The 23,245-nt window shown below is 70.3% G+C and carries 22 protein-coding genes; 8 read left to right on the top strand and 14 right to left on the bottom strand.

Annotation, left to right across the window (positions count from 1 at the left end; all coding sequences use genetic code 11):
* Position 1 precedes the first annotated feature (1 nt).
* The 9 genes from ABZU72_RS04485 to ABZU72_RS04445 form a co-directional block, all read right to left on the bottom strand.
* Positions 2 to 1,192 carry a DnaJ C-terminal domain-containing protein gene (locus ABZU72_RS04485; protein WP_355017703.1) on the bottom strand — a complete coding sequence of 397 codons (1,191 nt, stop codon included), beginning with the start codon at positions 1,190 to 1,192 and terminating at the stop codon, positions 2 to 4.
* Between the two features lie 81 nt (positions 1,193 to 1,273).
* The gene (gene grpE / locus ABZU72_RS04480) at positions 1,274 to 1,966 is read right to left on the bottom strand and encodes a nucleotide exchange factor GrpE (protein ID WP_355017702.1); all 693 of its coding nucleotides are present in this window, start codon (positions 1,964 to 1,966) and stop codon (positions 1,274 to 1,276) included.
* A complete protein-coding gene (dnaK, locus tag ABZU72_RS04475) occupies positions 1,963 to 3,822 on the bottom strand; it encodes a molecular chaperone DnaK (protein ID WP_355017701.1) in 1,860 nt (619 codons plus the stop codon). Before dnaK ends, grpE begins: the two co-directional genes overlap by 4 nt.
* Before the next feature lie 265 nt (positions 3,823 to 4,087).
* Positions 4,088 to 4,939, bottom strand: a complete 852-nt coding sequence (locus tag ABZU72_RS04470; protein ID WP_355017700.1) for an aldo/keto reductase — start codon at positions 4,937 to 4,939, stop codon at positions 4,088 to 4,090.
* Positions 4,940 to 4,989: 50 nt separating this feature from the next.
* Positions 4,990 to 5,580, bottom strand: a complete 591-nt coding sequence (locus ABZU72_RS04465; RefSeq protein WP_355017699.1) for a hypothetical protein — start codon at positions 5,578 to 5,580, stop codon at positions 4,990 to 4,992.
* Positions 5,581 to 5,649: 69 nt separating this feature from the next.
* A complete protein-coding gene (locus tag ABZU72_RS04460) occupies positions 5,650 to 8,580 on the bottom strand; it encodes an AAA family ATPase (RefSeq protein ID WP_355017698.1) in 2,931 nt (976 codons plus the stop codon).
* A 59-nt stretch (positions 8,581 to 8,639) separates the two neighbouring features.
* Entirely contained in the window at positions 8,640 to 8,780 is a 141-nt protein-coding gene (locus tag ABZU72_RS04455) for a hypothetical protein (RefSeq protein ID WP_176883792.1), read from the bottom strand.
* Between the two features lie 90 nt (positions 8,781 to 8,870).
* On the bottom strand, positions 8,871 to 11,783 hold the full coding sequence (locus ABZU72_RS04450) for an AAA family ATPase (protein WP_355017697.1): 2,913 nt from the start codon (positions 11,781 to 11,783) through the stop codon (positions 8,871 to 8,873).
* Positions 11,784 to 11,922: 139 nt separating this feature from the next.
* The gene (locus ABZU72_RS04445; protein ID WP_350659950.1) at positions 11,923 to 12,045 is read right to left on the bottom strand and encodes a hypothetical protein; all 123 of its coding nucleotides are present in this window, start codon (positions 12,043 to 12,045) and stop codon (positions 11,923 to 11,925) included.
* Between the two features lie 166 nt (positions 12,046 to 12,211).
* Between ABZU72_RS04445 and ABZU72_RS04440 the strand changes: the two genes are divergently transcribed.
* Positions 12,212 to 12,808 carry a nitroreductase family protein gene (locus ABZU72_RS04440; protein ID WP_355017696.1) on the top strand — a complete coding sequence of 199 codons (597 nt, stop codon included), beginning with the start codon at positions 12,212 to 12,214 and terminating at the stop codon, positions 12,806 to 12,808.
* Position 12,809: 1 nt separating this feature from the next.
* Here ABZU72_RS04440 and ABZU72_RS04435 read toward each other — a convergent pair whose 3' ends face one another.
* Entirely contained in the window at positions 12,810 to 13,703 is an 894-nt protein-coding gene (locus ABZU72_RS04435; protein ID WP_355017695.1) for an SDR family NAD(P)-dependent oxidoreductase, read from the bottom strand.
* A gap of 136 nt (positions 13,704 to 13,839) precedes the next feature.
* Here ABZU72_RS04435 and ABZU72_RS04430 point away from each other — a divergent pair, with 136 nt between their 5' ends.
* Entirely contained in the window at positions 13,840 to 14,268 is a 429-nt protein-coding gene (locus ABZU72_RS04430; protein ID WP_355017694.1) for a peptidoglycan-binding protein, read from the top strand.
* A 19-nt stretch (positions 14,269 to 14,287) separates the two neighbouring features.
* On the opposite strand, the gene ABZU72_RS04425 is transcribed toward ABZU72_RS04430, so the two are convergent.
* Positions 14,288 to 14,818, bottom strand: a complete 531-nt coding sequence (locus ABZU72_RS04425; protein WP_355017693.1) for a dihydrofolate reductase family protein — start codon at positions 14,816 to 14,818, stop codon at positions 14,288 to 14,290.
* On the bottom strand, positions 14,818 to 15,483 hold the full coding sequence (locus ABZU72_RS04420) for a dihydrofolate reductase family protein (RefSeq protein ID WP_355017692.1): 666 nt from the start codon (positions 15,481 to 15,483) through the stop codon (positions 14,818 to 14,820). Before ABZU72_RS04420 ends, ABZU72_RS04425 begins: the two co-directional genes overlap by 1 nt.
* A gap of 109 nt (positions 15,484 to 15,592) precedes the next feature.
* On the opposite strand from ABZU72_RS04420, the gene ABZU72_RS04415 reads away from it, so the two are divergent.
* A complete protein-coding gene (locus tag ABZU72_RS04415) occupies positions 15,593 to 16,081 on the top strand; it encodes a helix-turn-helix domain-containing protein (protein ID WP_355017691.1) in 489 nt (162 codons plus the stop codon).
* 9 nt (positions 16,082 to 16,090) lie between these two features.
* Here the strand turns inward: ABZU72_RS04415 and ABZU72_RS04410 are convergent, their stop codons facing one another.
* Complete coding sequence (locus ABZU72_RS04410; protein ID WP_355017690.1) at positions 16,091 to 17,239, bottom strand: GTPase; 1,149 nt, start codon at positions 17,237 to 17,239, stop codon at positions 16,091 to 16,093.
* Positions 17,240 to 17,335: 96 nt separating this feature from the next.
* Here ABZU72_RS04410 and ABZU72_RS04405 point away from each other — a divergent pair, with 96 nt between their 5' ends.
* The 4 genes from ABZU72_RS04405 to ABZU72_RS04390 are packed head-to-tail and all read left to right on the top strand — an operon-like array spanning position 17,336 to position 21,989.
* Positions 17,336 to 18,631 carry a C39 family peptidase gene (locus tag ABZU72_RS04405; RefSeq protein ID WP_355017689.1) on the top strand — a complete coding sequence of 432 codons (1,296 nt, stop codon included), beginning with the start codon at positions 17,336 to 17,338 and terminating at the stop codon, positions 18,629 to 18,631.
* A gap of 52 nt (positions 18,632 to 18,683) precedes the next feature.
* Positions 18,684 to 19,988 (top strand): M20/M25/M40 family metallo-hydrolase, encoded by a 1,305-nt coding sequence (locus ABZU72_RS04400; RefSeq protein WP_355017688.1) that lies wholly within the window; start codon positions 18,684 to 18,686, stop codon positions 19,986 to 19,988.
* The gene (locus ABZU72_RS04395; protein WP_355017687.1) at positions 19,985 to 21,424 is read left to right on the top strand and encodes an MFS transporter; all 1,440 of its coding nucleotides are present in this window, start codon (positions 19,985 to 19,987) and stop codon (positions 21,422 to 21,424) included. Before ABZU72_RS04400 ends, ABZU72_RS04395 begins: the two co-directional genes overlap by 4 nt.
* Before the next feature lie 25 nt (positions 21,425 to 21,449).
* Entirely contained in the window at positions 21,450 to 21,989 is a 540-nt protein-coding gene (locus ABZU72_RS04390) for a DUF1992 domain-containing protein (protein ID WP_355017686.1), read from the top strand.
* Positions 21,990 to 22,061: 72 nt separating this feature from the next.
* On the opposite strand, the gene ABZU72_RS04385 is transcribed toward ABZU72_RS04390, so the two are convergent.
* Complete coding sequence (locus tag ABZU72_RS04385) at positions 22,062 to 23,024, bottom strand: helix-turn-helix domain-containing protein (RefSeq protein WP_355017685.1); 963 nt, start codon at positions 23,022 to 23,024, stop codon at positions 22,062 to 22,064.
* Positions 23,025 to 23,094: 70 nt separating this feature from the next.
* On the opposite strand from ABZU72_RS04385, the gene ABZU72_RS04380 reads away from it, so the two are divergent.
* Complete coding sequence (locus tag ABZU72_RS04380) at positions 23,095 to 23,229, top strand: hypothetical protein (RefSeq protein WP_355017684.1); 135 nt, start codon at positions 23,095 to 23,097, stop codon at positions 23,227 to 23,229.
* The last annotated feature ends 16 nt before the right edge of the window (positions 23,230 to 23,245 follow it).

Genomic DNA, 23,245 nt, shown 5'->3' with positions numbered 1-23,245 from the left:
ATCACTCCTCGAGAAGAGACGTACGCAGGGGCTTGCCGGCCATCGCGGACCGATAAGCCTCGACGGCGGCCTTTGCGTCGGCGTCGAGCACGGCCGGGATCTGCACCTCGACGGTCGCGAGCAGGTCGCCCACGGTGCCGTCCGAGCGACGGAACCCCTTGCCGCGGACCCGGAACGTACGCCCGTTGGGGGTCCCGGCGGGGATCCGCAGCGTCACCGGCGAGCCGGACAGCGTCGGCAGCTTGGCCTCGGCGCCGAGGGCGAGCTCGTCGAACCCGACCGGTACGTCGATGGTGAGGTTGTCGTCCTTGCGACCGAAGACGCGGTGGGGCGTGACGTGCACGGTGACGTAGAGGTCACCGGCCGGGCCGCCGTTCTCACCGGCGGCACCCTTGCCCTTGAGCCGGATCCGCTGACGGTCCTTGACGCCGGCCGGGATGCGCGCCTGGATGGTGCGCGCGGAGGTGCCGCGGCCGGAGCCGTGGCAGGTCGGGCAGGCCTCGTCGTAGATCAGCTGGCGGCCACCGCAGCGCGGGCAGGTCTCGTTCATCGAGAACGCGCCGCCGACGGAGTTGACGACGTAGCCTGCGCCCTCACACTCGGGGCAGACCCGCGGCTTGGTGCCGGGCTTGCCTCCGGTGCCGTTGCAGTCGGGACAGGCGGCGTCCGAGGTCAGCCGCAGCGAGATGGTCACGCCGTCGAGCGCGTCGGTGAACCCGATCGTGGCGCTGGTCTCGACGTCGGCGCCCTTGAGCGGCCGAGCCCTCGGGGTCGTACGCCGCCCACCGAAGCCCCCACCGGCACCACCGGCACCACCGAAGAGGTCGCCGAACATGTCGCCGAGGCCACCGCCCTGGGCACCACCGGCGCCGAAGAGGTCGTCGAAGTTGTAGCCGCGACCGCCACCCGTGCCGCCGAAGCCACCAGGGAACCCGCCCGAGGCGCCGAGGGTGCGTACCTCGTCGTACTTCTTGCGCTTCTCGGTGTCGCCGATGACGTCGTAGGCCTCGGCGACCTTCTTGAACTTCTCGTGCTTGGCGTCGTCGCCCGGGTTGGAGTCGGGGTGGTTGGCCCGCGCGAGCTTGCGATAGGCCTTCTTGATGTCGTCGCCCGAGGCGTCCTTCTTGACACCCAGCTCGGCGTAGTAGTCCTTGTTGATCCAGTCCGGCCGGATCCCGTCGTTCTCAGCCACCTAGCCCCTCCTCCCTTCTTCTCGGTGGCCGGGGCTGTCGATCTCTCGACAGCCCCGGCCACCCATGGTTGTCACTCCGGGTCACTCCGGGTCGACGACCAGGACCTGCGCGGCCCTGACCACCCGGTCGCCGATCATGTAACCGGCCTTGGCGACCAGCTTGACCGAGGTCTCCTCGACCTCCGGGTCGGTGCCCATGTGGCTGAGCGCCTCGTGACGGTTGGGATCGAAGACGTCGCCCGGCTCGCCGAACTTCTTCAGACCCAGGTTGGTCACGATCTTCTCGAGCTGGTCGGCGACGGCCTTGAAGCCGCCGTCGACCTCGTCGTGCTCGCGGGCACGGTCGATGGTGTCGAGCACCTCGACGATCGGAGCGAGCACCTTGTAGGTCGCGTTCTGCGAGACCAGCTCGCGGTCACGGTCGACCCGCCTCTTGTAGTTGACGTACTCGGCCTGGAGACGCTGCAGGTCCGTGGTCAGCTCGGCGACCCGCTTGTCGACCTCGTCGGCGGCATCGCCCATGAAGTCCACCTCGCTGTCGTCCTCGATCACGTCCTCCTCGTCGTCTGCCTCGTCCGCCTTGTCCTCCGCCTCTTCGGCGGAGCCATCCTCGTCGGATGCAGCGTCGGCGGCGTCGTCCGAGTCCAAGGCGTCGCCCTCAGGAGCGTCCACCTCGGAGCCCTCGGTCGACTCCTCGTCGGTCTCGGGCGGCGGGGCCTCGGAGGTCGTCTCCTCGACGGCCTCCTCCGCCCCGCCGGGGCGGCGCTTCGTCACTTCTTGTCGCCCTCTTCACCCTCGACGGGCTCGTCGACGATCTCGGCGTCGACGACGTCGTCGTCGGCCTCACCGGTCGCACCGGTGGCACCACCGGCAGCGGACTGCTCGGCCTCGGCCGCGGCGTACATGGCCGCACCCATCTTCTGCGAGGACTCACCGAGCTTGGTGATCGCGGTCTGGATGGCGTCCTTGTCGGCCTCGGTGTCCTCGAGGACCTTCTTCAGGGCGTCCAGGTCGGCCTGCACCTCGGTCTTCACGTCGTCCGGGACCTTGTCGCCGGAGTCGGTGATGAACTTCTCGGTGGTGTAGACGAGGCTGTCACCCTGGTTGCGGATCTCGATGGACTCGCGACGCTTGGCGTCCTCCTCGGCGTACTGCTCCGCCTCCTTGACCATGCGGTCGATGTCGTCCTTCGACAGCGCGGAGCCGCCGGAGATCGTCATGGACTGCTCGCGGCCCGAGGCCTGGTCCTTGGCGGAGACGTGCACGATGCCGTTGGCGTCGATGTCGAAGGCGACCTCGATCTTCGGCACGCCACGCGGCGCCGGCGGGAGGCCGGTGAGCTCGAAGTTGCCCAGCGGCTGGTTCTCCGACCACATCGGGCGCTCGCCCTGGGCGACCTTGATCTCGACGCTCGGCTGGTTGTCGTCAGCCGTGGTGAAGATCTCGGAGCGCTTGGTCGGGATGGTGGTGTTGCGCTCGATCAGGGTGGTGAAGACACCGCCCTTGGTCTCGATGCCGAGGCTCAGCGGGGTGACGTCGAGGAGCAGTACGTCCTTGACCTCGCCCTTCAGCACGCCGGCCTGCAGCGCGGCACCGACGGCGACGACCTCATCGGGGTTGACGCCCTTGTTGGGCTCCTTGCCACCGAGCAGGCTCTTGACCAGGTCGGTCACGGCCGGCATCCGGGTCGAGCCGCCGACCAGGACGACGTGGTCGATGTCCTTGAGGGCGACGCCGGCGTCCTTGAGGACGGACTCGAACGGCTTCTTGGTGCGGTCGAGCAGGTCGGCGGTGATCTTCTGGAACTCCGCCCGGGTCATGGTCTCCTCGAAGTGGAGGGGGCCGGACTCACCGTGGGTGATGTAGGGCAGGTGGATCGAGGTGTTCTGGCTCGAGGAGAGCTCGATCTTCGCCTTCTCGGCGGCCTCCTGGAGGCGCTGAGCGGCGATCTTGTCGGCGGCCAGGTCGACGCCGTTGGCGGCCTTGAACTTCTCGACCATCCACTTGACGATCGCGTTGTCCCAGTCGTCACCACCGAGGTGGTTGTCACCGGAGGTCGCCTTGACCTCGACGACACCCTCACCGATCTCGAGCAGGGACACGTCGAACGTGCCGCCACCGAGGTCGAAGACGAGGATGGTCTGGTCGTCGCCCTTGTCGAGGCCGTAGGCCAGCGCCGCGGCGGTGGGCTCGTTCACGATGCGGGAGACGTTGAGGCCCGCGATCTCACCGGCCTCCTTGGTGGCCTGGCGCTGCGCGTCGGAGAAGTAGGCCGGGACGGTGATGACCGCGTCGGTCACCGTCTCACCGAGGTAGGCCTCGGCGTCGCGCTTGAGCTTCTGCAGGACGAACGCGCTGATCTGCTGCGGCGTGAAGTCCTTGTCGTCGATGGACACCTTCCAGTCGGTGCCCATGTGACGCTTGACCGAACGGATCGTGCGGTCCACGTTGGTGACGGCCTGGCGCTTGGCGACCTCGCCGACCAGCACCTCACCGGACTTGCTGAACGCGACCACAGAAGGCGTCGTACGGGCGCCTTCGGCATTCGCGATGACGGTGGCCTCGCCACCCTCCAGAACCGAGACGACCGAGTTGGTGGTCCCGAGGTCGATACCGACGGCACGTGCCATCTTTGCTACCTCCGCTTGTTGAAGCTGTGTGTATGTGGAATCCGGGGAGCCCCGGAAGACTGTGGTCTGCGCCGCCCTGGCGGCTGCTGCCGCCGAGTGTTGCAAACAAGTTGAGTCGAATCAACTCAACTTCGTTCACTGTCCACAACGAAGACCCTACGCCCCCTATTCCAGCGCCGGCCAAAATCATGCCGAGTCGGCTCGTCATGACGAGCCGACTCGGCGTGTGCTTGGGTCAGGACGGGCCGACTCGGCCGGGGCATCCTCAGAAGGACGGGATCCAGTCGAAGGTGTCGGGGTTGGGGCCGGAGCGGCCGGACTCGCCCTTGTCGAGGGCGGCGAGGGCGGTGACCTGGTCGGCGCTCAGCTCGAAGTCGAAGATCGCGAGGTTCTCCTCGAGCCGCTCGCGGCGTACGGACTTGGGGAAGACGATGTCGCCACGGTCGATCTGCCAACGGAGCAGGACCTGGGCGGGCGACTTGCCGTGGGCGGAGGCGATCTCGGCGACCACCGGGTCGGCGAGCTCGCCGCCGCCCTGCCCGAGCGGGGACCACGACTCGACCTTCGCGCCGTGGGCCAGGGTGGCGGAGCGCGCGGCCTCGTTGGCGAAGTAGGGGTGGACCTCGATCTGGTTGACCGCGGGCGCGACGCCGGTCTCGGCGACGATCTTGTCGAGGTGGTCGGGCTGGAAGTTGGAGACGCCGACGGAGGTGGTCAGGCCCTCCTCGCGGAGGCCGACGAGGGCCTCCCACGTCTTCGCGTACGTCCCGTCGTACTGCGTCGGCAGCGGCCAGTGGATCAGGAACAGGTCGACGCGGTCCAGGCCGAGCAGCTCCAGGGACCTCTCCAGCGATGCCTTCGCGTTGACCGGGTCGTGCTGGGAGTTGTTGAGCTTGGTGGTGACGTAGACGTCCTCGCGGGCGAGTCCGGCGCTCTTCAGCGCGGCGCCGACTCCGGCCTCGTTCTGGTACATCTGCGCGGTGTCGATGTGGCGGTAGCCGACCTCGAGAGCCTGGCTCACCACCTGCTCGGTCTCGTCCAGCGGAACCTGCCAGACGCCGAGACCGAACTGCGGGATCGAAGTGCCGTCATTGAGCTTGATCGTGGGAACCGTCATATCCCCATACAACCAAGCGTGCGATGGCCTATTCCATCCCCGGTTCGATCTCAGCCGATCGTCACGGTCACCACGTTGGAGTACGTGCCGGTGTCGATGTCCTTCATCCGGAACTTGTGCTTCCCGATCCGGCCGGACTGGATCGGGGTGGAGAACTGCTCGCCGGTGACTCGTACGTCCGGGATCCCGAACTCCTCCCAGCCCTGGCCGTCGTTGCGCTCCAGGCGGAGGATGGCGCCCTCGCCGCGCGGGTAGATCCCGCTGAGGTCGATCCGCTCCATCGGCTCCGCCTGGACGATTCCGGCCTGGAGGGTGATCTCCTTCTTCGCCGGCTTCTCCTCGACGGTCTTGGACGGCGACGGGCTCGTGGAGGCCGCCTGCTTCTCCGGAGCGCTCGTGGGCGAGGCGTTGAGCGTGATCGCCGGCCCGCTCGCGGTCTTGGTCGGCTTGGGCGACGGGGCGTAGAGCGAGGCACCCGCGTCCGGGTCGGTGGCCTGGTCGTCGGCGGCACCGCCGCCACCGAAGCCCAGGATGTTGGCACCGACGAACATCCCGATCCCGATGATCAGCCCCACCCCGACCGCGACCGCGACGAGCGCCGTGACTCCGGCTGCGATCGGGTGCTGCCCGCCCTGCTTCACATCTGCTCCTCGACCCGCCCGTGGTGATGGTGACAATTGAGCCACACGTTCCTGTCGAGCACCACAGGTTCAGCTGATCAGCTGCTGGCGGCGCGCGATGGCGGCCGCTTCCGTGCGACTCCCGGCGCCCAGCTTTCCGAGGATGTTGGAGACGTGCACTGAGACCGTCTTCGTCGAGATGAACAGCTGCTTGCCGATCTCGCCGTTGCTGCGTCCCGCGGCCACCAGCGTCAGGATCTCGCTCTCCCGCGGCGTCAGGGACGTCGACGTCGCCTGCTGCTGCTTGACCGCCGTCGCACCGAGCGACCTCAGCTCGTCGAGCAACGGCTGCAGCCCGAGCCGCTTCGCGGTCGTCCGGGCCTTGTCGGCGGTCACCCGCGAGCCGGCCACGTCGCCCGTGGCCCGCTGGATGGTGGCGTACGTCGTCCGGACGGCGGCCAGACCTGGGACATCGCCGTAGGCCTCGACCTGCTGCTCGGCGCGCTCCCATGCCGCCAGCAGCGACTCCTGAGGCGGGGCGTCGATGCCGGCCAGCCAGTGGACGCGGAGCACCTCCGCCTCCAGCCGGGCGGCCCAGGAGCGGCCCTCGGGACCCCATTCTCCGGGTTCGTACTGCGCGACCACCTGCTCGCCGTCGCTGTGCAGCCCGTCGACGGCCTCCACCAACGCGGGCCAGCGCGCGGCCGGCAGCGAGGGCAGCATCTGCGCGATCCCGGAGGCGGCCACGACCGCCAGCCGCACCCGGCCGCCGAACCACTCGGTCCAGAACTGGGAGAGCGTCTCTACCGCGTCCGCGTAGACCCCGAGCACTCCCTCGGGGTCGCCGCCACGGGCCGACGCGGTCATCTCCACGATCGAGCCGTAGAGGGCGATCAGGCCCTCCTGGGTCCAGAACGGACGCAGCTCCGCGGCGGCGTCACCGACCGACGCGCCCCGTGCCTGCTCCATCATCATCCGGAGCACGTCGAGGAGCGCGACCGGGACCGGCGGCGCATCGGGCAGGTTGCCGCCGGCCAGCGCGAGCGCCTCGTCCCACTCCCCCAGGACCATCTGGATCCGGACGATGTCGGCTCGGGCCGCGGCGAGGTACATGGACCACTGCAGCGACTCCCCGCCGGCGTCATCGAGCACCGCCCGGAACCACTTCAGCGCCTCCGCGTAGTCACCGGCCTCGTCATAGGAGCGGCCGAGCGCGAACAATCCCCGGCTGACGGCGTACGTCGAACCGACCTGCCGCGCCTGCTCGATGGTCTCGCGCAGCACCTGGCGGAAGCCCTCGACCTTGTCGCCGCCACCCCGGCGGGTGCGGACCTTGAGCATCGACAGGCTGGTGGCCATGTCGGAGGCGAGCTTGGAGAGACTGTGCCGCTCGGCGATCTCGATGCCCTCCAGCCCGACCGCCTCGGCCTCCTCGCTGCGGCGATAGGCGACCAGCGTCCGGGTGCGCACGGCGAGAACCGCGCACCGCGCCTTCGGCTCGGCGTCGGCGGGGAGCGCGACCATCGCGTCGTGGGAGTGGGTGAGCGGGTCGCCGTTCTCCATGGCGATGGCCGCCTCGGCCCGGGTCGCCAGCAGCAGCGCGCGGCCCACCGACGGGCCGGCCGGGATGGCGTCGAGACGCTCGGCCAGGATCGCGTCGGCCCGTGAGGGCAGCCCGGCGAGGATGAGCGTGTCGGCGGCACGCTCGTAGACCCGGTCCAGGTTGACCGCGGCCGCGTGGGCGACCTTCGGGTCCGCGGCGAGACCCAGCGCGCTCTCGTAGTGGTGGGCCGCCTCGCCCACGCCACTGACGCTGCGAGCCTCCTCGGCCGCGGCGATGCGAGCCCGTAGCGCGGTCGCGAGGTCCCCGGCGTGCTTGGCGTGCAGCGCGAGCTCCGCGGCCGCACCCAGACCAGGTGCCTCCTTCAGCACCTCGGCGAACCGGGCGTGCAGGCGAACCCGCTCGCCGGGAAGCAGATCGTCATAGACCGCCTCGGCGAGCAGCGCGTGGCGGAACGTGTAGCGCGAGCCGGTCGGCTCGAGCACCTTCTGCTCGACCGCGGTGCGCAGCGCGTCGTCGAGCTCGTCGGTCTTCATCTCGGTCACCGCGGCGAGCAGCTCGTGGGTGACCCGGCGACCGGCGATGCTCGCCGTGCGGACCACGCTCCGGGCCGAGCCGTCGAGCCGGTCGAGCCGCACCAGCAGCAGGTCGGCGAGGTCGACCGGGAGGTCCTCGTCGCAGCCGGCCTGCACCAGCTCCTCGACGAAGAAGGCGTTGCCCTCGGCGCGGCGTACGACTCGTTCGGCGTCGACCTTGCCGGGGGCCAGCTCGTGGACCAGCAGTCGCACCGAGTCGTCGGAGAGCGGCTCGAGGACGATCCGCTCGACGTCGGGCAGCCGGCCCCACTCGCCGACCTGGCGGCGCAGCGGGTGCCGGCGGTGGATGTCGTCGGCGCGGTAGGACGCGACCATCGCGACCGGGCCGACGTAGGGCCGGGTGAAGAGGTAGGTCAGCAGGTCGCGGGTGGACTGGTCGGCCCAATGGGTGTCCTCGACCACGACCAGCAACGGCGCCTTCTCAGCGGCCGCCTCGAAGAGGGTGTGGACGGCATCGAAGAGCTGCCCACGGTCGGTGCCGGTCGGGGCGGCTCCCTGGTTGGCGCCCATCACGCGGCGTACGGGCCTCAGCCTGGCCAGCGCCGGGTAGTCGGCCGCCACCCGCTCGACGACGTCGGGCAGGTCCGCGACGATGCGGTCGAGGATCTCCGAGAACGGCATGTACGCCACGGCGCTCTCGCCGAAGTCGACGCAGTGTCCCGCGTGCACCTGCCAGCCGTCGGAGACGGCACTGTCGCGCAGCGCGGTGAGCAGGCGCGTCTTGCCGACGCCGGCGTCGCCGGCGAGGAGGACGTGCTGCCGTCGGGCATCGGGGGTCGAGCCTGTCGAGGCGACTCCGAGCAGCCCACTGACGGTCTGCAACTCGAAGTCGCGACCTACGAAGGACCGAGCACTCTGCGCCATGTCCCCCATCATCGCGCCTCCGGGCCCGGGATTCTCCCGCATTACCGACCTCCGGGGACTCAGTTGTGTATCGAGTCCATCCGGCGGGGACGGCGGCGCCTCACCTGGCGGGCGAGACGGTCGGCCGCGGTCGCGCGGCGAATGCTCTGCTGGCGGTACGCCAGCTCGGCGTCGTAGCTGATCTGGTTGGTGTAAGTCATGCATCCAGACTCGGCTCCTGAGGTAGCGCCACGCATGAGGCGCCTGCCTTAGGCGTACGTCAGGGGTGCCTCATTCGGGCGTGATCAGCGTCACTCCACGAGCCCCCGGCGGCGGCCGATGGCCGCTGCCTCGGTGCGGCCGGAGGCGCCGAGCTTGGCCAGGATGTTGGAGACGTGGACCGAGACGGTCTTGGTCGAGATGAACAGCTGCTTGCCGATCTCGCCGTTGCTGCGCCCGGCGGCGACCAGAGCGAGGATCTCGCTCTCCCGGGCGGTCAGCTGGCCGGAGGGACCGGCAGCCGACCGCTGTGGCGTGGTGCCGAGGGTGAGCAGGTGGTCGAGGAGCGGTCTAGCGCCGAGCCGCTTCGCCGCTTCCCTGGCCTGGTCAGCCAGGTCACGAGCTCCGGCGGTGTCGCCACCGGCGCGAAGGATCTCGGCGAGCCGGACCCGAGACCAGGCGAGCTCGTGGACGTGCGGGAAGGCTTCGAAGGCGGCCACGGTCTCGCGCCACGCCTCGACGAGGTCGGCCTGCTCGGGCACGGAGATGCCGGCCAGCCAGTGGGCACGGAGCCCTTCGGCCCGCAGCCGCGCCGACCACGCCTGCCCCTCCAGCCCCCAGGGCTGCTCGGTCTCGACGGGCCGCGTGCCGGCCTCGAGGATGCGGTCGACCTGCGCCATCACCTGCGGGCGCGCACCGACGGGGACGGCCGGGACTGCGGAGCCGATCGCACCGACGGCGATCGCCGAGAGCCGGGCATGGGCGCCGAACCACTCTCCCCAGCCGGTGGTGAGTGCCGCGACGCCGGCGTCGTAGGCCTCGATCGCACCGTCGATGTCTCCACGACCTGCGGCGGCCCGGATCTCCACGGGTGCCGACTCGCTCGCGGTGGCCACCTCCTGCTTCCACGACGGCCGCAGCCGCCGCGCCTCGGTGCCGACGTCGGCTCCGCGGGCCTGCTCGATCATCAGCCGCTTGGACTCCAGCCACGGCCACAGCACCGGCGGGATGCCGTACGCGTCGGTCAGCGCGAGCGCCTCGTCCCAGCGGCCGGCGGTGTGGAGGTAGTCGAGCCAGGCGATCCGGGCGTCGAAGGCGTACGGCGCCCAGGGGACGCCCCGCTCCACGCTGAGCTCGAAGGCGCTGCGGTAGCTCTCGCCGGCCTCGTCGCGACGGTCGGCCGCGTCGAGGGCGAAGGCGAGCTGGAGCCGGGCGCGGAACTCCGGGTGCAGCGCGCCGACCTTGGCGGCCCGCGCCACCGCCTCACGGAGCGGCTCGATCCACAGCTGAGGCGGACGCCCCCACGACCCGGCCAGCGTCGCCGCGACCTCCGCGGCGAGGCCGGTCCGGCCGAGCTCCTCGGCCAGCGCCAGCGCCTCCCGGCCGGCTCGTTCGGCGTCTTCGTGACGGCGGTAGATCATCAGCGACCGGGCGTACGCCGCGAGCAGTCGCGCCCGCACCAACGGCGGGGCGTCCTCGGGCAGCTCGGCCATCGCCTTCTCCGCGAGCGCCCCCACCCGGACGTCGTTGACGTAGGCGAAGCTGGTCTCGATCTCGACCGTCATCAGCTGCGCGCGCCATAGGCCGGGGGCGTCGGCCGGGAGCGATTCCCGCTGCTCACGGGCCAGTTTCCCGGCCCGGTCCGCGTGCCCGGCGGCCACCATCGCGTCGCTGGCCTTGACCACCAGATCGACGAGGCGCTGGGTGTCGTGGTCGGAGTCGGCACGACCGGCGAGCTGGGCGATCGCCTGCTGATAGTGCTGTGAGGCCTCGTCGGGACCACCGGCGGCGGCCGCCTCGTCACCGGCGGCGATCCCGGCCGCGAGCGCGGTCTCGTGGTCGCCGGCAAGACGGGCGTGACGGGCGAGACCGGCCGCGCTGCCGGTCGTGAGGTCGCTGCTCAGCGCCTCGACGTACCGCTGATGGAGCCGGACCCGCTCGCCCGGCAGCAGGTCGTCATAGACGGCCTCGCCGAGCAGCGCGTGCCGGAAGACGTAGTAGCCGTCCTCGCGCGGCACCAGGATCGCGCGCTCGATCGCCTGCCTCAGCCCGGCGTCGAGGGTGGCGCGGTCGAGACCGGCGACGGCCTCGAGGAGCTCGTCGCTGACGTCGCGCCCGGCGGCGCTGGCGGTGTCGACCACCTCGCGCGCGGTCGCGTCGAGCTGGTCCAGCCTGATCAGGAGCAGGTCGGCGAGGTCCCAGGGCAGCTCGTCGGCACCGGCGGCCTGCACCAGCTCCTCGACGAAGAAGGCGTTGCCGTCGGCGCGGCGTACGACGCTCTCGACGTCGACCCAGTCGGTGAGGTCACCGGCGAGCTCACCGACCAGGATGCGTACGTCATCGTCCGAGAGCCGGCCGAGGTGGAACCGCTCGACGGACGGCAGCCGGGTCCACTCGGCGAGCTGGCGGCGCAGCGGGTGACGGCGGTGGAGATCGTCGGCGCGGTAGGAGGCGAGGATCGTGACCGGGCCGTCGAACGGCCGGGTGAAGAGGAAGGTCAGCAGGTCACGGGTGGACTGGTCTGCCCAGTGGGTGTCCTCGACCATGACCAGCAGCGGCGCCTTCTCGGCCGCGCGCTCCAGGAGTGAGTGGATCGCGGCGAAGAGGTTGCCCCGGTCGAGCGCCTCCTGGACGGCGGTGTCAGCCCCGCCGAGCGCACGAGCGACGGGCGCCATCCGCAGGAGCGCCGGATGTACGTCGGCGACCTGCGCGACCACGTCGGGCAGCGCGGTGGTGATGTTGTCGAGGATCTCGGTGAAGGGCAGGTAGGCCTCGGCGCTGTCGCCGAAGTCGAGGCAGTGGCCGACCAGCACCTGCCTGCCGTCGGCGGCGGCGGCACGGCCGCGGAGCTCGCGCAGGATCCGGGTCTTTCCGATACCGGCGTCGCCCGCGAGGAGGACATGCCTACGTCCGCCCGGCTGTGCGGTGCCGTCCAGCCCCACCAGCCCCGCCAGTGTCTCCAGGTCGGCATCACGTCCGACCAGCCTCTCGGCACTCTGCGCCATGGGCGCAATCATCGCGCCTTCCGACAACACCGGCTCGGCCCAGGGGTCGGCCCAGGGGTCGAGACTGCCGTGCCCCGGACATGAAGCAACGCCGAGCGGGATCTCTCCTGCTCGGCGTTGATGGTCCCGCGCCCGCATCTCAGCGGGTGCGGTTGCGTCGCGCCTGACGAGCCTCGCTGGCCCGCTGGCGCTTGGCCAGGTCCTTCTGGATCTGCTGGCGGCGGTACTTGACCTCTGCTTCGTAACCTACGGTGCTGTACATCTCGATCTCCTGGTGAGTTGTCCTGCTGGGATGTCCTGCTGACATCGAGAACACTCCTCCGCTGAGGTAGGCACCCGAATCGGTCGCGCGCCCTACTTACCGACCCGGGCGCCTTACTTTCCGACCTAGGGCAGGCGCTCCGCGCCTTAGACGGGACACTGGGCCTATGGAGTTCTCCGAGGTCGTACGTCGCCGCAAGATGGTCCGCAACTACACCGGCGATCCGGTGGACCCGGCGGTGATCGACAAGATCCTGCACAACGCCACCCGGGCGCCGTCGGCCGGCTTCTCCCAGGGCTGGGGGTTCCTCGTGCTCGACAACCCCGAGGACGTACGCCGCTACTGGGAGGCGACGGCCGACGTCGACAACCCCGACAATTGGCTGACCGGGATGATGCAGGCCCCGGTGATCGTGATCCCGTGCTCCTCCAAGGCGGCCTACCTCGACCGGTACGCGCAGCCCGACAAGGGCTGGACCGACCGCGACGAGGCCCACTGGCCGATGCCGTTCTGGCACATGGACACCGCGATGGCGACCATGCTGATCCTGCAGACCGTGGTCGACGAGGGCCTCGGCGCCCTCTACTTCGGCATCCCGCCGGAGTCCGACGCCGCGGTCCGCAAGGCGTTCGACATCCCCGACGCCTTCGACCCGATCGGCGCCGTCACCATCGGCCACCCCGCCTCCGGCGGCGCCAAGGGCTCCCCCACCCGCCGCAAGCGCACCCCGCTGGAGGACGTCGTCCACCGCGGTCGCTGGTGACTCAGTCCGTGGTCCGAGCCGCCCCGCGGGCGGCAACGGAGTCCGACCCACGAACATGCGAGACCGCCATCGCGAGATCGGCCAGCCGCGGCGTGACGATGTTGAGGACCTCGTAGACCGAGCCGAAGGCGCCGTCGACCGTCACCGGCCGGTCCTCGAGGGCCCGGACGACGCGCTCGGCGCACTCCTCGGGGCTCTCGCCTCGGCCCTCGTACTCGGCGGTCGGGGTGATCATCGGCGTACGCACGATCGCGACGCGCATGTTGGTGCAGGTCACGTTCTCGAAGTAGGCCTCGCGGCTCAGGATCCGACCGAACACGTCGAGTGCCGACTTCGCGGCGATGTAGGCCGCGAACTTCGGGGCCTTGATCTGGTTGCCCCAGGTGACGATGTTGACCACGTGGCCGAACCGCTGGGCGCGCATCGCCGGCAGCAGGCCCATCGTGAGCCGCACCGCGCCGAAGTAGTTCACCGCCATCATCCGCTCGAAGTCGTGGAAGCGGTCGTGGGTCAGCTCCAGCGACCGCCGGATCGACCGGCCGGCGTTGTTGACCAGGTAGTCGACCGCCCCGTGCTCGGCGAGCAGCTGCTCCACCAGCGCGTCGATCGAGTCACCGTCGGCCATGTCGACGAGGTAGGTCGACGCCCGCCCGCCGCTCTCCTCGATGGTCTTCCGCACCCGCTCGAGCTCCTCGGCCCGGCGGGCGGCGAGGAGCACGTGCGCGCCACGTCGAGCCGCGGCGTACGACGTCGCCTCACCGATACCGGAGCTGGCGCCGGTGATCAGCACCGTGCGGCCCGCGAGAGGGCCGGGAGCACCGGTCACGGCCCGGATCGTGCGCGCCACCCGGGCGCGCGGCGTCTGCAGGAGCGGAAGCGAGAACAGGCTGACCACTCCCGCACCCTAGCGACCTCGACTGGGGTTCGTTTCCGCGGATTCGTTGGGTGCCGGCCCAGGTATGAGGCGTTTAGCGTGACGCGTCGAGATGTCGGCCCGAAGCCGACACCACCGCACGATCCCAGGAGAGAACATGTCAACCACCAGCATCGTCCCGCGTACGTGGAAGCGGCGGATCGCCGGGATCGTCTCTGCGACCCTCATCGCGATCACCGGCGCAGCCGTCGCCGGCGTGGCCGCCCCGACACCGGCCCACGCCGCGACCTGCACGTCGTACAACTACTCCTACGGCGGCAACGGCACGTGTGTCAGCTACATCCAGACGCTGCTCAACTGGCAGCCCGGCATCGACCTGGCGGTCGACGGAGCGTACGGCAACCTGACGCGGCAGGCCGTGGTCGCGCGTCAGACGTCGTGGCGCTACTGGGACTCCTCGGTGGTGGTGGACGGCGTCGTCGGCCCCAGGACCTGGGCCTACCTGTGCTCGCCGTACTACTACGGCACCGGTCCGGCGCAGTCCTACCCCTTCGCCGTCGCTCGAGCAGCCGGTTGCCGGGTCTGAGACCGCCGACCCCAGGGCGTCACGGGCGCACCGGCGCGTAGCGGAGGTCGACCTCCAGGTGCGGATCGTCGCCGATGAGGTTGTGCAGCCGGATCGGCTCGCCGCCGGGGTTCTCGTAGAGGCGGATGCCGTCGCCCAGGAGGACCGGCGCGACGTGCAGGTCGATCTGGTCGATCAGGCCGCGTTCGAGGAGCTGGCGGCCGATGTCCGCGGAATGGACCTCGACGTTCTTCCCATCGGCCGCCTCGACCGCGATCCGCAGTGCCTCCCCGACGTCGCAGCTGAGGAAGGTGACGTGCTCCTGCGGCCGGGCGTCCTCGGGGTGGTGGGTCAGGATGAAGACCGGCCCCTCCCAGTCGCCGTACGGCATCGCGTCGGGGTAGGCGTCGTGACCGTTGCGCCCACCCAGGACGGCGCCGAGCTGCGAGGAGTACGCCTCCTCGACACCGGGTGGGCCGGTGACGTCGCTCAGCCACGCCATCCCCGGCTCGCGTCCGTCGACGAACCCGTCGAGCGACATCGAGAAGTGCCACAGCACCTTGCCGCCCATCACATGGCCTGCTTCCGGTCGAAGGTGACGTGGGTGACGCCGCTCGGCGTGGTGGTCGAGGCCACCTCGTAGCCGTCCTCCAGCGCCTCCAACCCCTCCCACAGCCGTACGCCACGGCCCAGGATGATCGGGACGACGGCGACGTGCAGGTGGTCGACGAGACCGGCTGCCAGGAAGTCCCGGAGCGAGGACGGCCCGCCGCCGATGCGTACGTCCTGGCCGGCGGCTGCCTCCTGCGCCTCGGCCAGCACCTCTTCGATGGGCGCGTCGCGGAAGTGGAAGACGGTGCCGCCCTTCTTCTCGATCGACTCGCGGGGCTGATGCGTCAGGACGTAGGTGGGTGTGTGGAACGGCGGCTCCACTCCCCACCAGCCGGTCCAGTCGGCGTCGTCCTGCCATCCGGGAGGGCCGAACTTGCCGGCACCCATGATCTCGGCACCGATGCCTTCCCAGGACCGCCTGGCGAAGACGTCGTCGGGTTCGGCGGCCGGGTCTACCTCGACGCGCTCCCGAACGCCGGTGGCGGCCTGGAACGTCGCGGTCGGGAAGAACCACTCCAACAGCCGGTGGCCGGCGTGACCGAACGGAGCCTCCAGGCTCTGGCCCTCGCCGGTGGCGAAGCCGTCCAGCGAGATGCCGATGTTGTGAGCACGTACGCGTGACATGTCGATCTCCCTCGAATCAAGAGTGATTGCACTTTGCAATCACTGGCGTCGAGGGTAGACTTTCCGATTGCAGATTGCAACCACTATTTCCGAGTGCAGGAGACACCGAGTGAGCCAGCCCAGATCGGGGTGCCCGATCAACGCAGCCGTGGAGGTCTTCGGGGACCCCTGGTCGGTGATCGTGCTGCGCGACGTGATGTTCGGAAACCGTCGCCACTTCCGCGAGCTGCTCGGCAGCTCCGAGGAGGGCATCGCGTCCAACATCCTCAGCAGCCGGCTGAAGAAGCTCGTCGACGGCGGCCTGCTCACCAAGGAAGAGGCCGGCCGCGGCCAGAAGGCCGCCTACGCGCTGACCGAGGCAGGCATCCAGACGCTGCCGATCATGGTCGCCCTCGGCAACTGGGGGCTCGCCCACCGCGACGGCACCCGGCAGCTCCGGGTCCGTGCCGAGCTGCTGCGCGATGCCGGCCCCGAGATGGTGGCGTCGTTCATGGACGAGCTGCGCGAGCTCCACCTGGGGACGCCGCGGCCCGACCCGGACGCCCCGCGGGCGAGCGAGCAGCTCGCCGCGGCGTACGAGGCGGCCATGGCGGAGTGAGCCGAGGCCTCACTTCTCCTTGCCGTGGAGCTTCAGCCTCGAGATCTGGTTCTTCAGCTCGTCGAGGAAGAGCGTCCTGATGCTCTCGGTGTCCAGGGCCCCGTTGACCCCGCGCAGCTTGCCCTCGCCGAGCTTGACGCAGACGGCCGACCAGGCGGCGCCGATCGCGCCGGTGAAGCCCGCCGCGACGGTGGCGTTGATCGCCCCACCGCCGACGGTGCCGAACCCGGGGATCATCTTGAGCAGGTTGCCGGCCACGGTGCGGCCGGCCTGGGTGGCGGCCGCGGTGGCCGCGATCGAGGCCATCGCGGCCTTGTCCACCTCGATGCCGTAGATCGCCGAGATGCGCGCCATCATCCCGAGCTGGATCGGCACCAGGACGACCGCGTCGGAGAACGGGATCGGAGTGGCGCCGGCCGCCCCGGCCGCCGTCGCGGCACCCGCGATCACGGTGTTCGCCTGCTCCTGCTTACGCTTGAGATCCACCCTCTGCGCCGCGGTGAGGGCCTCCTCGACCCCTGCAGGCGCGCATCGAAAGGTGGCATCAACGAGTTCCTGCAGCCCGTGGACCTGCTGGCCGGAGAAGTCGTCGGCCTTGGCGTTGGTCAGGTAGACCCGCGCCCCGTGCACGGGCAGTCCACGCGCGTCGATCTGCTGGGCGAACTCGACCGCGTCCGGGTGGAAGGCACCGGTCGGCGAGGTCGGCACCTGGGTCATCACCAGCACGACCGGCAGCCCCAGGTCGGCGAGCTTCTGGATGAACGCGGCCTCGGTGTCCTCGAAGCGGCGGTCGGCGAAACGTACGGCGTACCAGGCGACGTGGATCTGCTCGGACTGCGGCTTGCGGCGTCGCTCCTGGATCAGCTTGGCGAGATCCTTGATCACCCGGTCGCCCTCGATGCCGATCTCCAGGCCCTGGGTGTCGAGCAGCCCGAAGAAGCCGCTGGTGTGTAGGTAGAGCGTCGACTCCTTCGTCACCGGCTCGCCGATCCCGGTCTTCGCCACCTCCGCCCCGAAGACGGCGTTGACCAGCGTCGACTTGCCGACCCCGGTCTTGCCGAAGACGGCGAGGTTGAACCGGCCGATCTCCTTGGCCGACTCGGAATACCTCTTGTGGAACTCGTCCTTGAACCAGCCGTCGGATGCGAAGTTGTTCACGTCGACCAAGGATGCCAGCCCGCAGCGAAGTTTCCGGGGAGTCGGACATCTGAATTGTCATGGCAGGGGCCTCCGAGGAGGAATAGCGTGCCGGGCATGAGCCCACGGTCTCGCCTCGCGTACGTTGCCGCCCTCGCCGCCGCAGTCGTCCTGGTCGCGCCCACGACTCCGGTCCACGCGGCCGAGCCGGGGACCCAGCCCACCGATATCACCCTCACCCGGTGGAACAGTCTCGACGACTTCGCGAAGGGCAGGTCGAGCAACCTGCGCCCCGACCGGCACGGCACCCTCCGGATCGGCCGCGGCAGCGAGACGACGACCTACGCCGACCCGTTCGGCGACGGCTCGGCGAAGACGTACGAGTACGGCACCTGGACCTCGCCCGTGGTGAAGACCGGATACCCGATCGACGAGTCGGTCACCTCGTGGGACGTCGACACCCCGACCGGCACCTGGGCCGAGATCCGGTTCCGCGGCCGGAAGGCGGACGGCACCTGGACGAAGTGGTTCGTGATGGGTCGCTGGACGGCCGGCGACGACTTCGCGGCCGGCGACATCCACCGCACCTCCGTCGAGGGACAGAGCGACACCGACGCGGCGCTCTACACCGACACGTACGTCGCCAGGACCGGCAAGGAGCCCGAGGCGTTCCAGACCAGGGTCACCCTGCTGCGCCCCGAGGGCGCGACCGTCTCCCCCAGCCTGCGAACGGTCTCGACGCTGACCAACGAATACCTGCCCGACTCCGCCTACCCCGGCACCAGCACACCGACCCTCGACGACGCGATCGACCTCCGTGTCCCGCCGTTCAGCCAGAACATCCACCGCGGCGAATACCCGGACTTCGGTGGCGGCGGCCAGGTCTGGTGCTCACCGACCTCGACGACGATGGTGCAGTACCACTGGGGTCACGAGGTCCCGGCGGGCGAGCTGACGGACATCGAGGCGCCCAACGGCGACCCGCAGGTCGCCTACGCCGCGATCAACACCTGGGACTACGCCTACGAGGGCGCGGGCAACTGGCCGTTCAACACCGCCTACGCCGGCCGCTGGGGCCTGGACGGGTTGGTGACCCGGCTGCGTTCGCTGGCCGAGGCCGAGGCCTTGGTGGCGGCCGGCTTCCCGCTGGTCGTCTCCGCCAACTGGGAGCTCGAGGAGATGCCGGAGTCGGGCTACGGCACCGACGGCCACCTGCTGGTCATCGGCGGCTTCACCGCCGAGGGCGACCCGATCGTCTACGACCCCAACCACTCCTCCAACGACGAGGTGCGCAACGTCTACACCCGCGAGAACTTCGAGCGGGTCTGGCAGACCTCGACCGACGGGATCACCTACGTCATCCACCCGCGCGACGTGCGGCTGCCCGGCGCACAGAAGGCTACAAACTGGTGACGGAGACGCCACCACGGTGATCCACGCCACCGTCGCCGACTAGGTTGCGGCCATGACACTCGATGCCGTCGCCGCTCTTCAGGCCGCACTTCGAGCCCCGACCGTCAACGACGGCTCCGGCGCAGAGACCCAGGCATTCGAGCAGCTCCACGAGGCGCTGCGCGAGCACTTCCCGCTGCTGCACGCGACCCTCGACCTCACCCCGGTCGGCGAGCACGGGCTCCTCTTCCGCTGGCCCGGCGCCTCGGCCGAGAAGCCGGTCGTGCTGATGGCCCACCAGGACGTCGTCCCGATCGCCGGCGTTTGGACCCACGACCCGTTCGGCGGCGAGATCGTCGACGGGGTGATCCACGGGCGCGGCACCCTCGACGACAAGGGGCAGCTGGTTGCGATCTGCGCCGCGGTCGAGGGGCTGCTCACGGACGGGTTCGAGCCGGCGTACGACGTGTGGTTGTCGTTCGGCTCCGACGAGGAGACGACCGGCGCGGCCGCGCGGGCGGCGGTCCAGGAGCTCCGGAACCAGGGGGTCGAGCCGTGGTTCGTGCTCGACGAGGGCGGCGCGGTCGCCTTCGACGCGTTCCCGGGCGTCGCGGCGCCGATCGGGGTCGTCGGCGTCGCCGAGAAGGGCACCACCGACGTACGCCTCAAGGTGACCGGCGACGGCGGCCACTCCTCCACCCCACGCCAGAACGGTCCGACCGCGCGGCTGGCCCGCGCGATCACCCGGCTCGACCGGATGTCGATGCCGGTCCGGCTGCCGGCTCCGACGGTCGAGATGTTCGAGCAGATCGCCCCGTACGCAGCCAAGCCCATGCGACCCGTGCTGGCCAACGCCGGCCGGCTGGCGCCGGCTCTGGCTCGGCTGCTGACCCGGCTCGGACCCGAGCCGGCCGCGCTGACCCGTACCACCGTCGCGATCACGACGCTCGAGGGCAGCCCGGCGGCCAACGTCATCGCCTCGGCCGCCTCGGCCGGGGTCAATCTGCGGATCATGGTCGGCGAGACGGTCGCCGAGGTCGTCGAGCGGCTGCGTGCCGCGATCGGCGACAAGCAGGTCGAGATCGAGGTCGTCCGGGCCGGGGAGCCGTCGCCGGTCTCCCCTCGCGACGAGGCGTTCTTGCTGGTCACCGACACCATCGCGGAGATCTTCCCGGAGGCCGTACCGGCTCCCTACACGGTCATGGCCGCGACCGACTCCCGCTTCTTCTACGAGATCAGCGACCGGGTCTACCGGTTCGCGCCGTTCCGGATGACCGCTGCCCAGCGTGCCACCATCCACGCCGCCGACGAGAACATCAGGGTCGATGACTACCTCGACGGGATCCGCTTCTACCGAAGGTTGATCGAGTCACTGTGACCACCGAACGTCAGCGCACCGGCGTCGAGAAGGCCGCCCGCGGAATCTGGGTGATCGTCGGCTTCCTGGTGGCCGTCGAGTTCGCCAGCGGCATCCTGCAGGGCTACTACACCCCGATCTTCTCCGATCTCGCCGACCATCTCGGCGTCTCCGACGCCGACCTCAACTGGCTCGAGGCCGGGCAGCTGATCGTCTCCGCGCTGTGCGTGCCGCCGCTCGCCCGGCTCGGCGACCTGATCGGCCACAAGAAGGTGCTGCTGCTCGCGACCGGCATCACCGCGCTCGCCACCTGGTGGACCGTGGTCGCTCCCGACTTCGGCTCGTTCCTGGTCGCCTGGTCGATCCAGGGCGCCTACGTCATCTGGCTGCCGCTCGAGGTCGCCATCGTCCACAAGCGCACGGGCGGCGACACCGCCCTGACCCGCCGGGCCGCCGGTGTCCTGGTCGGCGCGCTGCAGCTCTCGGTGATCATCGGCGCGATCGCCGCCGGCGCCCTCGTCGGGGTGCTCCCGATGTGGGCGATCCTCTCCTTCCCGGCCGTGGCCGTGACCGCTGTCTTCGTCGTCATCGCTGTCGGCATCGAGCCCGACTCCGGCACCAGCGGCGGCGCCTTCGACTGGCTCGGGCTGACGGTGCTGACCCTCGTGCTCGGCCTGGTCATGGCCGGCCTGGTCGGCGTACGCGTCCTCGGGGCCGGGTCTCTCCTCGCCTGGGCCCTCGTGGTCCTGGGGCTGCTCACGCTGGTCCCGTTCTGGCGCATCGAGACCGCGCTGGACGATGCCGGCGGGCCCGAGCCGTTGATCGACGTACGTCTGCTGGTCTCGCGCGGGCAGTGGCCGATCCAGCTGACCGCGTTCCTGTTCGGGATGTCGGTGCTGGGAGCGCAGATCCCGCTGTCGACCTTCGCGCGCACCGATCCCGCCGAGGCCGGCTTCGGGCTGGGCGCGGACGCGGCGTTCGTGTCGCTGCTGATCGCGGAGTACGTCATCGCGATGGCGATCTCCGCCTTCACCCTGCCGCTGTGGGCGCGGTTCCTCGGGCCGGTGCGGGCCCAGGCGGTCGCCTGCTTCCTGGTCGCCACCGGCTATCTGATGTGGCTCCCGTTCCATGACTCCACCGGCCAGGGACTCCTCAACATGGCCGTCGTCGGGCTCGGCTCGGGTGCCCTGGTCGCCTCGCTGCCGGCGGCCGCCGCCGCGGCCGCGCCGTCCTCCCGCACCGCGTTCGCGACCGGCATGACCAACGCCACCAAGACCGTCGGCGGCGCCATCGCCTCCGCGGTCTTCGCGATCGCGCTCGCTGCGGACGGATCGATCACCGGCGAGGCGCACGCGCCGCTCTCGGGCTACCTCACGGTGTGGGCGGTGTGCGGCGTCACCGCTCTCGTCGCCGGGCTGCTGCTCCTGCTGCCCCGCCGCACAACCAGCGCTGGGTAAACTTCCCCGCGCTGGAGGTGATCACGTGCACACGAGCGAGGACCGGCCCGAGGAGCGCCCGGAGACTGAGGTGCCCCCTCTCTCGGACGCTGCAAGCAAGGCGGCGGCAGCCGCCCGGATCGAGAACCAGACCAAGTGGGTCGACCTCCAGGTGCAGCAGTCGATCCAGCGCGGCGAGTTCGACGACCTGCCCGGCGCCGGCAAGCCGATCAAGAACCTCGACCGCGACCACGATCCCGACTGGTGGGTCAAGCAGCTCATCGAGCGCGAGCAGATCGTCGTGCTCCCCCGGTCCGTCCAGCTCCGCAAGGACGACGCCGAGCTCAACGATCTCCTCGACACCCAGACCACCGAGGACGGCGCCCGCAGGATCGTCGAGGAGTTCAACGAGCGCGTCATCGCGGCCCGCTATGGCGCGCCCGAGGGCCCGCCGCTGATCACCATGCCCCGCGACGTCGACGCCACGCTCGATGCCTGGCGCGACCGCCGGGCCGCCCGAGTGGCAGCCGCCAAGGAAGTACGCAGCCGGCAGCCCCGAAAACGACCCTGGTGGCGCCGCCACTGAGCACTCAATCCCCGAGAAGTCGATTTCTGACGGTGAATGGACCACTCGACGTCAGAAATCGACGCTTCGACGTCAGATTCTGACCTCTCGGCGGTGCGAGAACCGCTGCCGGTAGCGGGCTGGGGTCACGCCGACCTCCGCGGTGAAGCCCGCCCGGAAGGTCACCGGTGAGTAGTAGCCGGACTCGTGGCTGATCCGCTCGATCGGCAGGTCGGTGGTCTCGAGGAGGGTCTTGGCGACCGCGATGCGCTCGGCGGTGACCCAGCGCATCGGGGTGGTGGCGAGGTCGCGCTCGAAGCGCCGGGCGAGGGTGCGCGGGGAGACCGCGGCAGCCGCCGCCAGTCGCTCGAGGGTGATGTCCTCGTGCAGGTTGGCCCGGAGCCAGGTGCGCAGCTCGTCGAGCCAGTGGGCCTGCTCGGTGAGCGGGTCGGCAGCGACGTACTGTGCCTGGTCGCCGTCGCGGTGCGAGGCGATGACCAGGTTCCGGGCGATCGTGTTGGCGGCATGCTGGCCGTGGTCGGTACGGATCAGGTGGAGGCACAGGTCCAGACCTGCGGCCGAGCCCGCGCTCGTCAGCACGCCGTCGTCGACGTAGATCGCCCGCGGGTCGAGGTCGACCTGCGGAAACGTACGCCGGAACAGCTCCGCCCACCGCCAGTGGGTCGTGGCGCGGCGACCGTCGAGCAGCCCCGCCTCGGCCAGGGCGAAGGCGCCGGTGCACAGCGAGACCATCCGGGCACCGCCCGCGGCGGCGCGGCGCAGCTCCCGGACCAGCGTCGGACTGACCGGCTCGCCCGGTCGGATCGCCGGGACCAGGACCGTTCCGGCCTCGGCCAGCGCGGCCATCGGCCGCTGCGGCGTCAGCCGCGGTCCACCGTGGACGCGCACCCCACGCAGGTCGCCGCACAGCACCACGTCGTAGAGCGGGCTGGCGTCGTGGTCCCAGTCGTAGCCGAGCGCCTCGAGCGGCATCCCGATCTCGAACAGGGTCATCCCGTCGACGATCGGGATGGCGATGGACGGCTTCACAGGCATGGCAAGAATCTATCACTCTTAGTCAATCCTGCCACTCCTCCTCAGCGCTCCGCGAGAGCACGCTGGAGTCATGACCAACTACAAGAAGAACCCCAGCAAGGTCCGCGCCACCGTCCGCTCCGTCCTCGCCGGATTCGACGCCGGCGCCCGGATCCGTCACGGCGCCCAGGTTCCGAAGGACCATCCCTCCCGACGTCGGTCGTGATCGTTACAAGCCGAGA

Origin of the sequence: Nocardioides sp. NPDC004968 (assembly GCF_040608935.1) — a bacterium.
Lineage (GTDB): Bacteria > Actinomycetota > Actinomycetes > Propionibacteriales > Nocardioidaceae > Nocardioides.
Note: the sequence above shows the minus strand (reverse complement) of the source record. Positions and strands in the feature narration are given on the sequence as shown.

Bases quoted from the DNA above. Each gene is read 5' to 3' on its own strand.
- dnaK (WP_355017701.1), bottom strand. From the start codon at position 3,822: ATGGCACGTGCCGTCGGTATCGACCTCGGGACCACCAACTCGGTCGTC.
- ABZU72_RS04470 (WP_355017700.1), bottom strand. From the start codon at position 4,939: ATGACGGTTCCCACGATCAAGCTCAATGACGGCACTTCGATCCCGCAG.
- ABZU72_RS04460 (WP_355017698.1), bottom strand. From the start codon at position 8,580: ATGGCGCAGAGTGCTCGGTCCTTCGTAGGTCGCGACTTCGAGTTGCAG.
- ABZU72_RS04455 (WP_176883792.1), bottom strand. From the start codon at position 8,780: ATGACTTACACCAACCAGATCAGCTACGACGCCGAGCTGGCGTACCGC.
- ABZU72_RS04450 (WP_355017697.1), bottom strand. From the start codon at position 11,783: ATGGCGCAGAGTGCCGAGAGGCTGGTCGGACGTGATGCCGACCTGGAG.
- ABZU72_RS04445 (WP_350659950.1), bottom strand. From the start codon at position 12,045: ATGTACAGCACCGTAGGTTACGAAGCAGAGGTCAAGTACCGCCGCCAG.
- ABZU72_RS04440 (WP_355017696.1), top strand. From the start codon at position 12,212: ATGGAGTTCTCCGAGGTCGTACGTCGCCGCAAGATGGTCCGCAACTAC.
- ABZU72_RS04430 (WP_355017694.1), top strand. From the start codon at position 13,840: ATGTCAACCACCAGCATCGTCCCGCGTACGTGGAAGCGGCGGATCGCC.
- ABZU72_RS04425 (WP_355017693.1), bottom strand. From the start codon at position 14,818: ATGGGCGGCAAGGTGCTGTGGCACTTCTCGATGTCGCTCGACGGGTTC.
- ABZU72_RS04420 (WP_355017692.1), bottom strand. From the start codon at position 15,483: ATGTCACGCGTACGTGCTCACAACATCGGCATCTCGCTGGACGGCTTC.
- ABZU72_RS04405 (WP_355017689.1), top strand. From the start codon at position 17,336: ATGAGCCCACGGTCTCGCCTCGCGTACGTTGCCGCCCTCGCCGCCGCA.
- ABZU72_RS04400 (WP_355017688.1), top strand. From the start codon at position 18,684: ATGACACTCGATGCCGTCGCCGCTCTTCAGGCCGCACTTCGAGCCCCG.
- ABZU72_RS04385 (WP_355017685.1), bottom strand. From the start codon at position 23,024: ATGCCTGTGAAGCCGTCCATCGCCATCCCGATCGTCGACGGGATGACC.
- ABZU72_RS04380 (WP_355017684.1), top strand. From the start codon at position 23,095: ATGACCAACTACAAGAAGAACCCCAGCAAGGTCCGCGCCACCGTCCGC.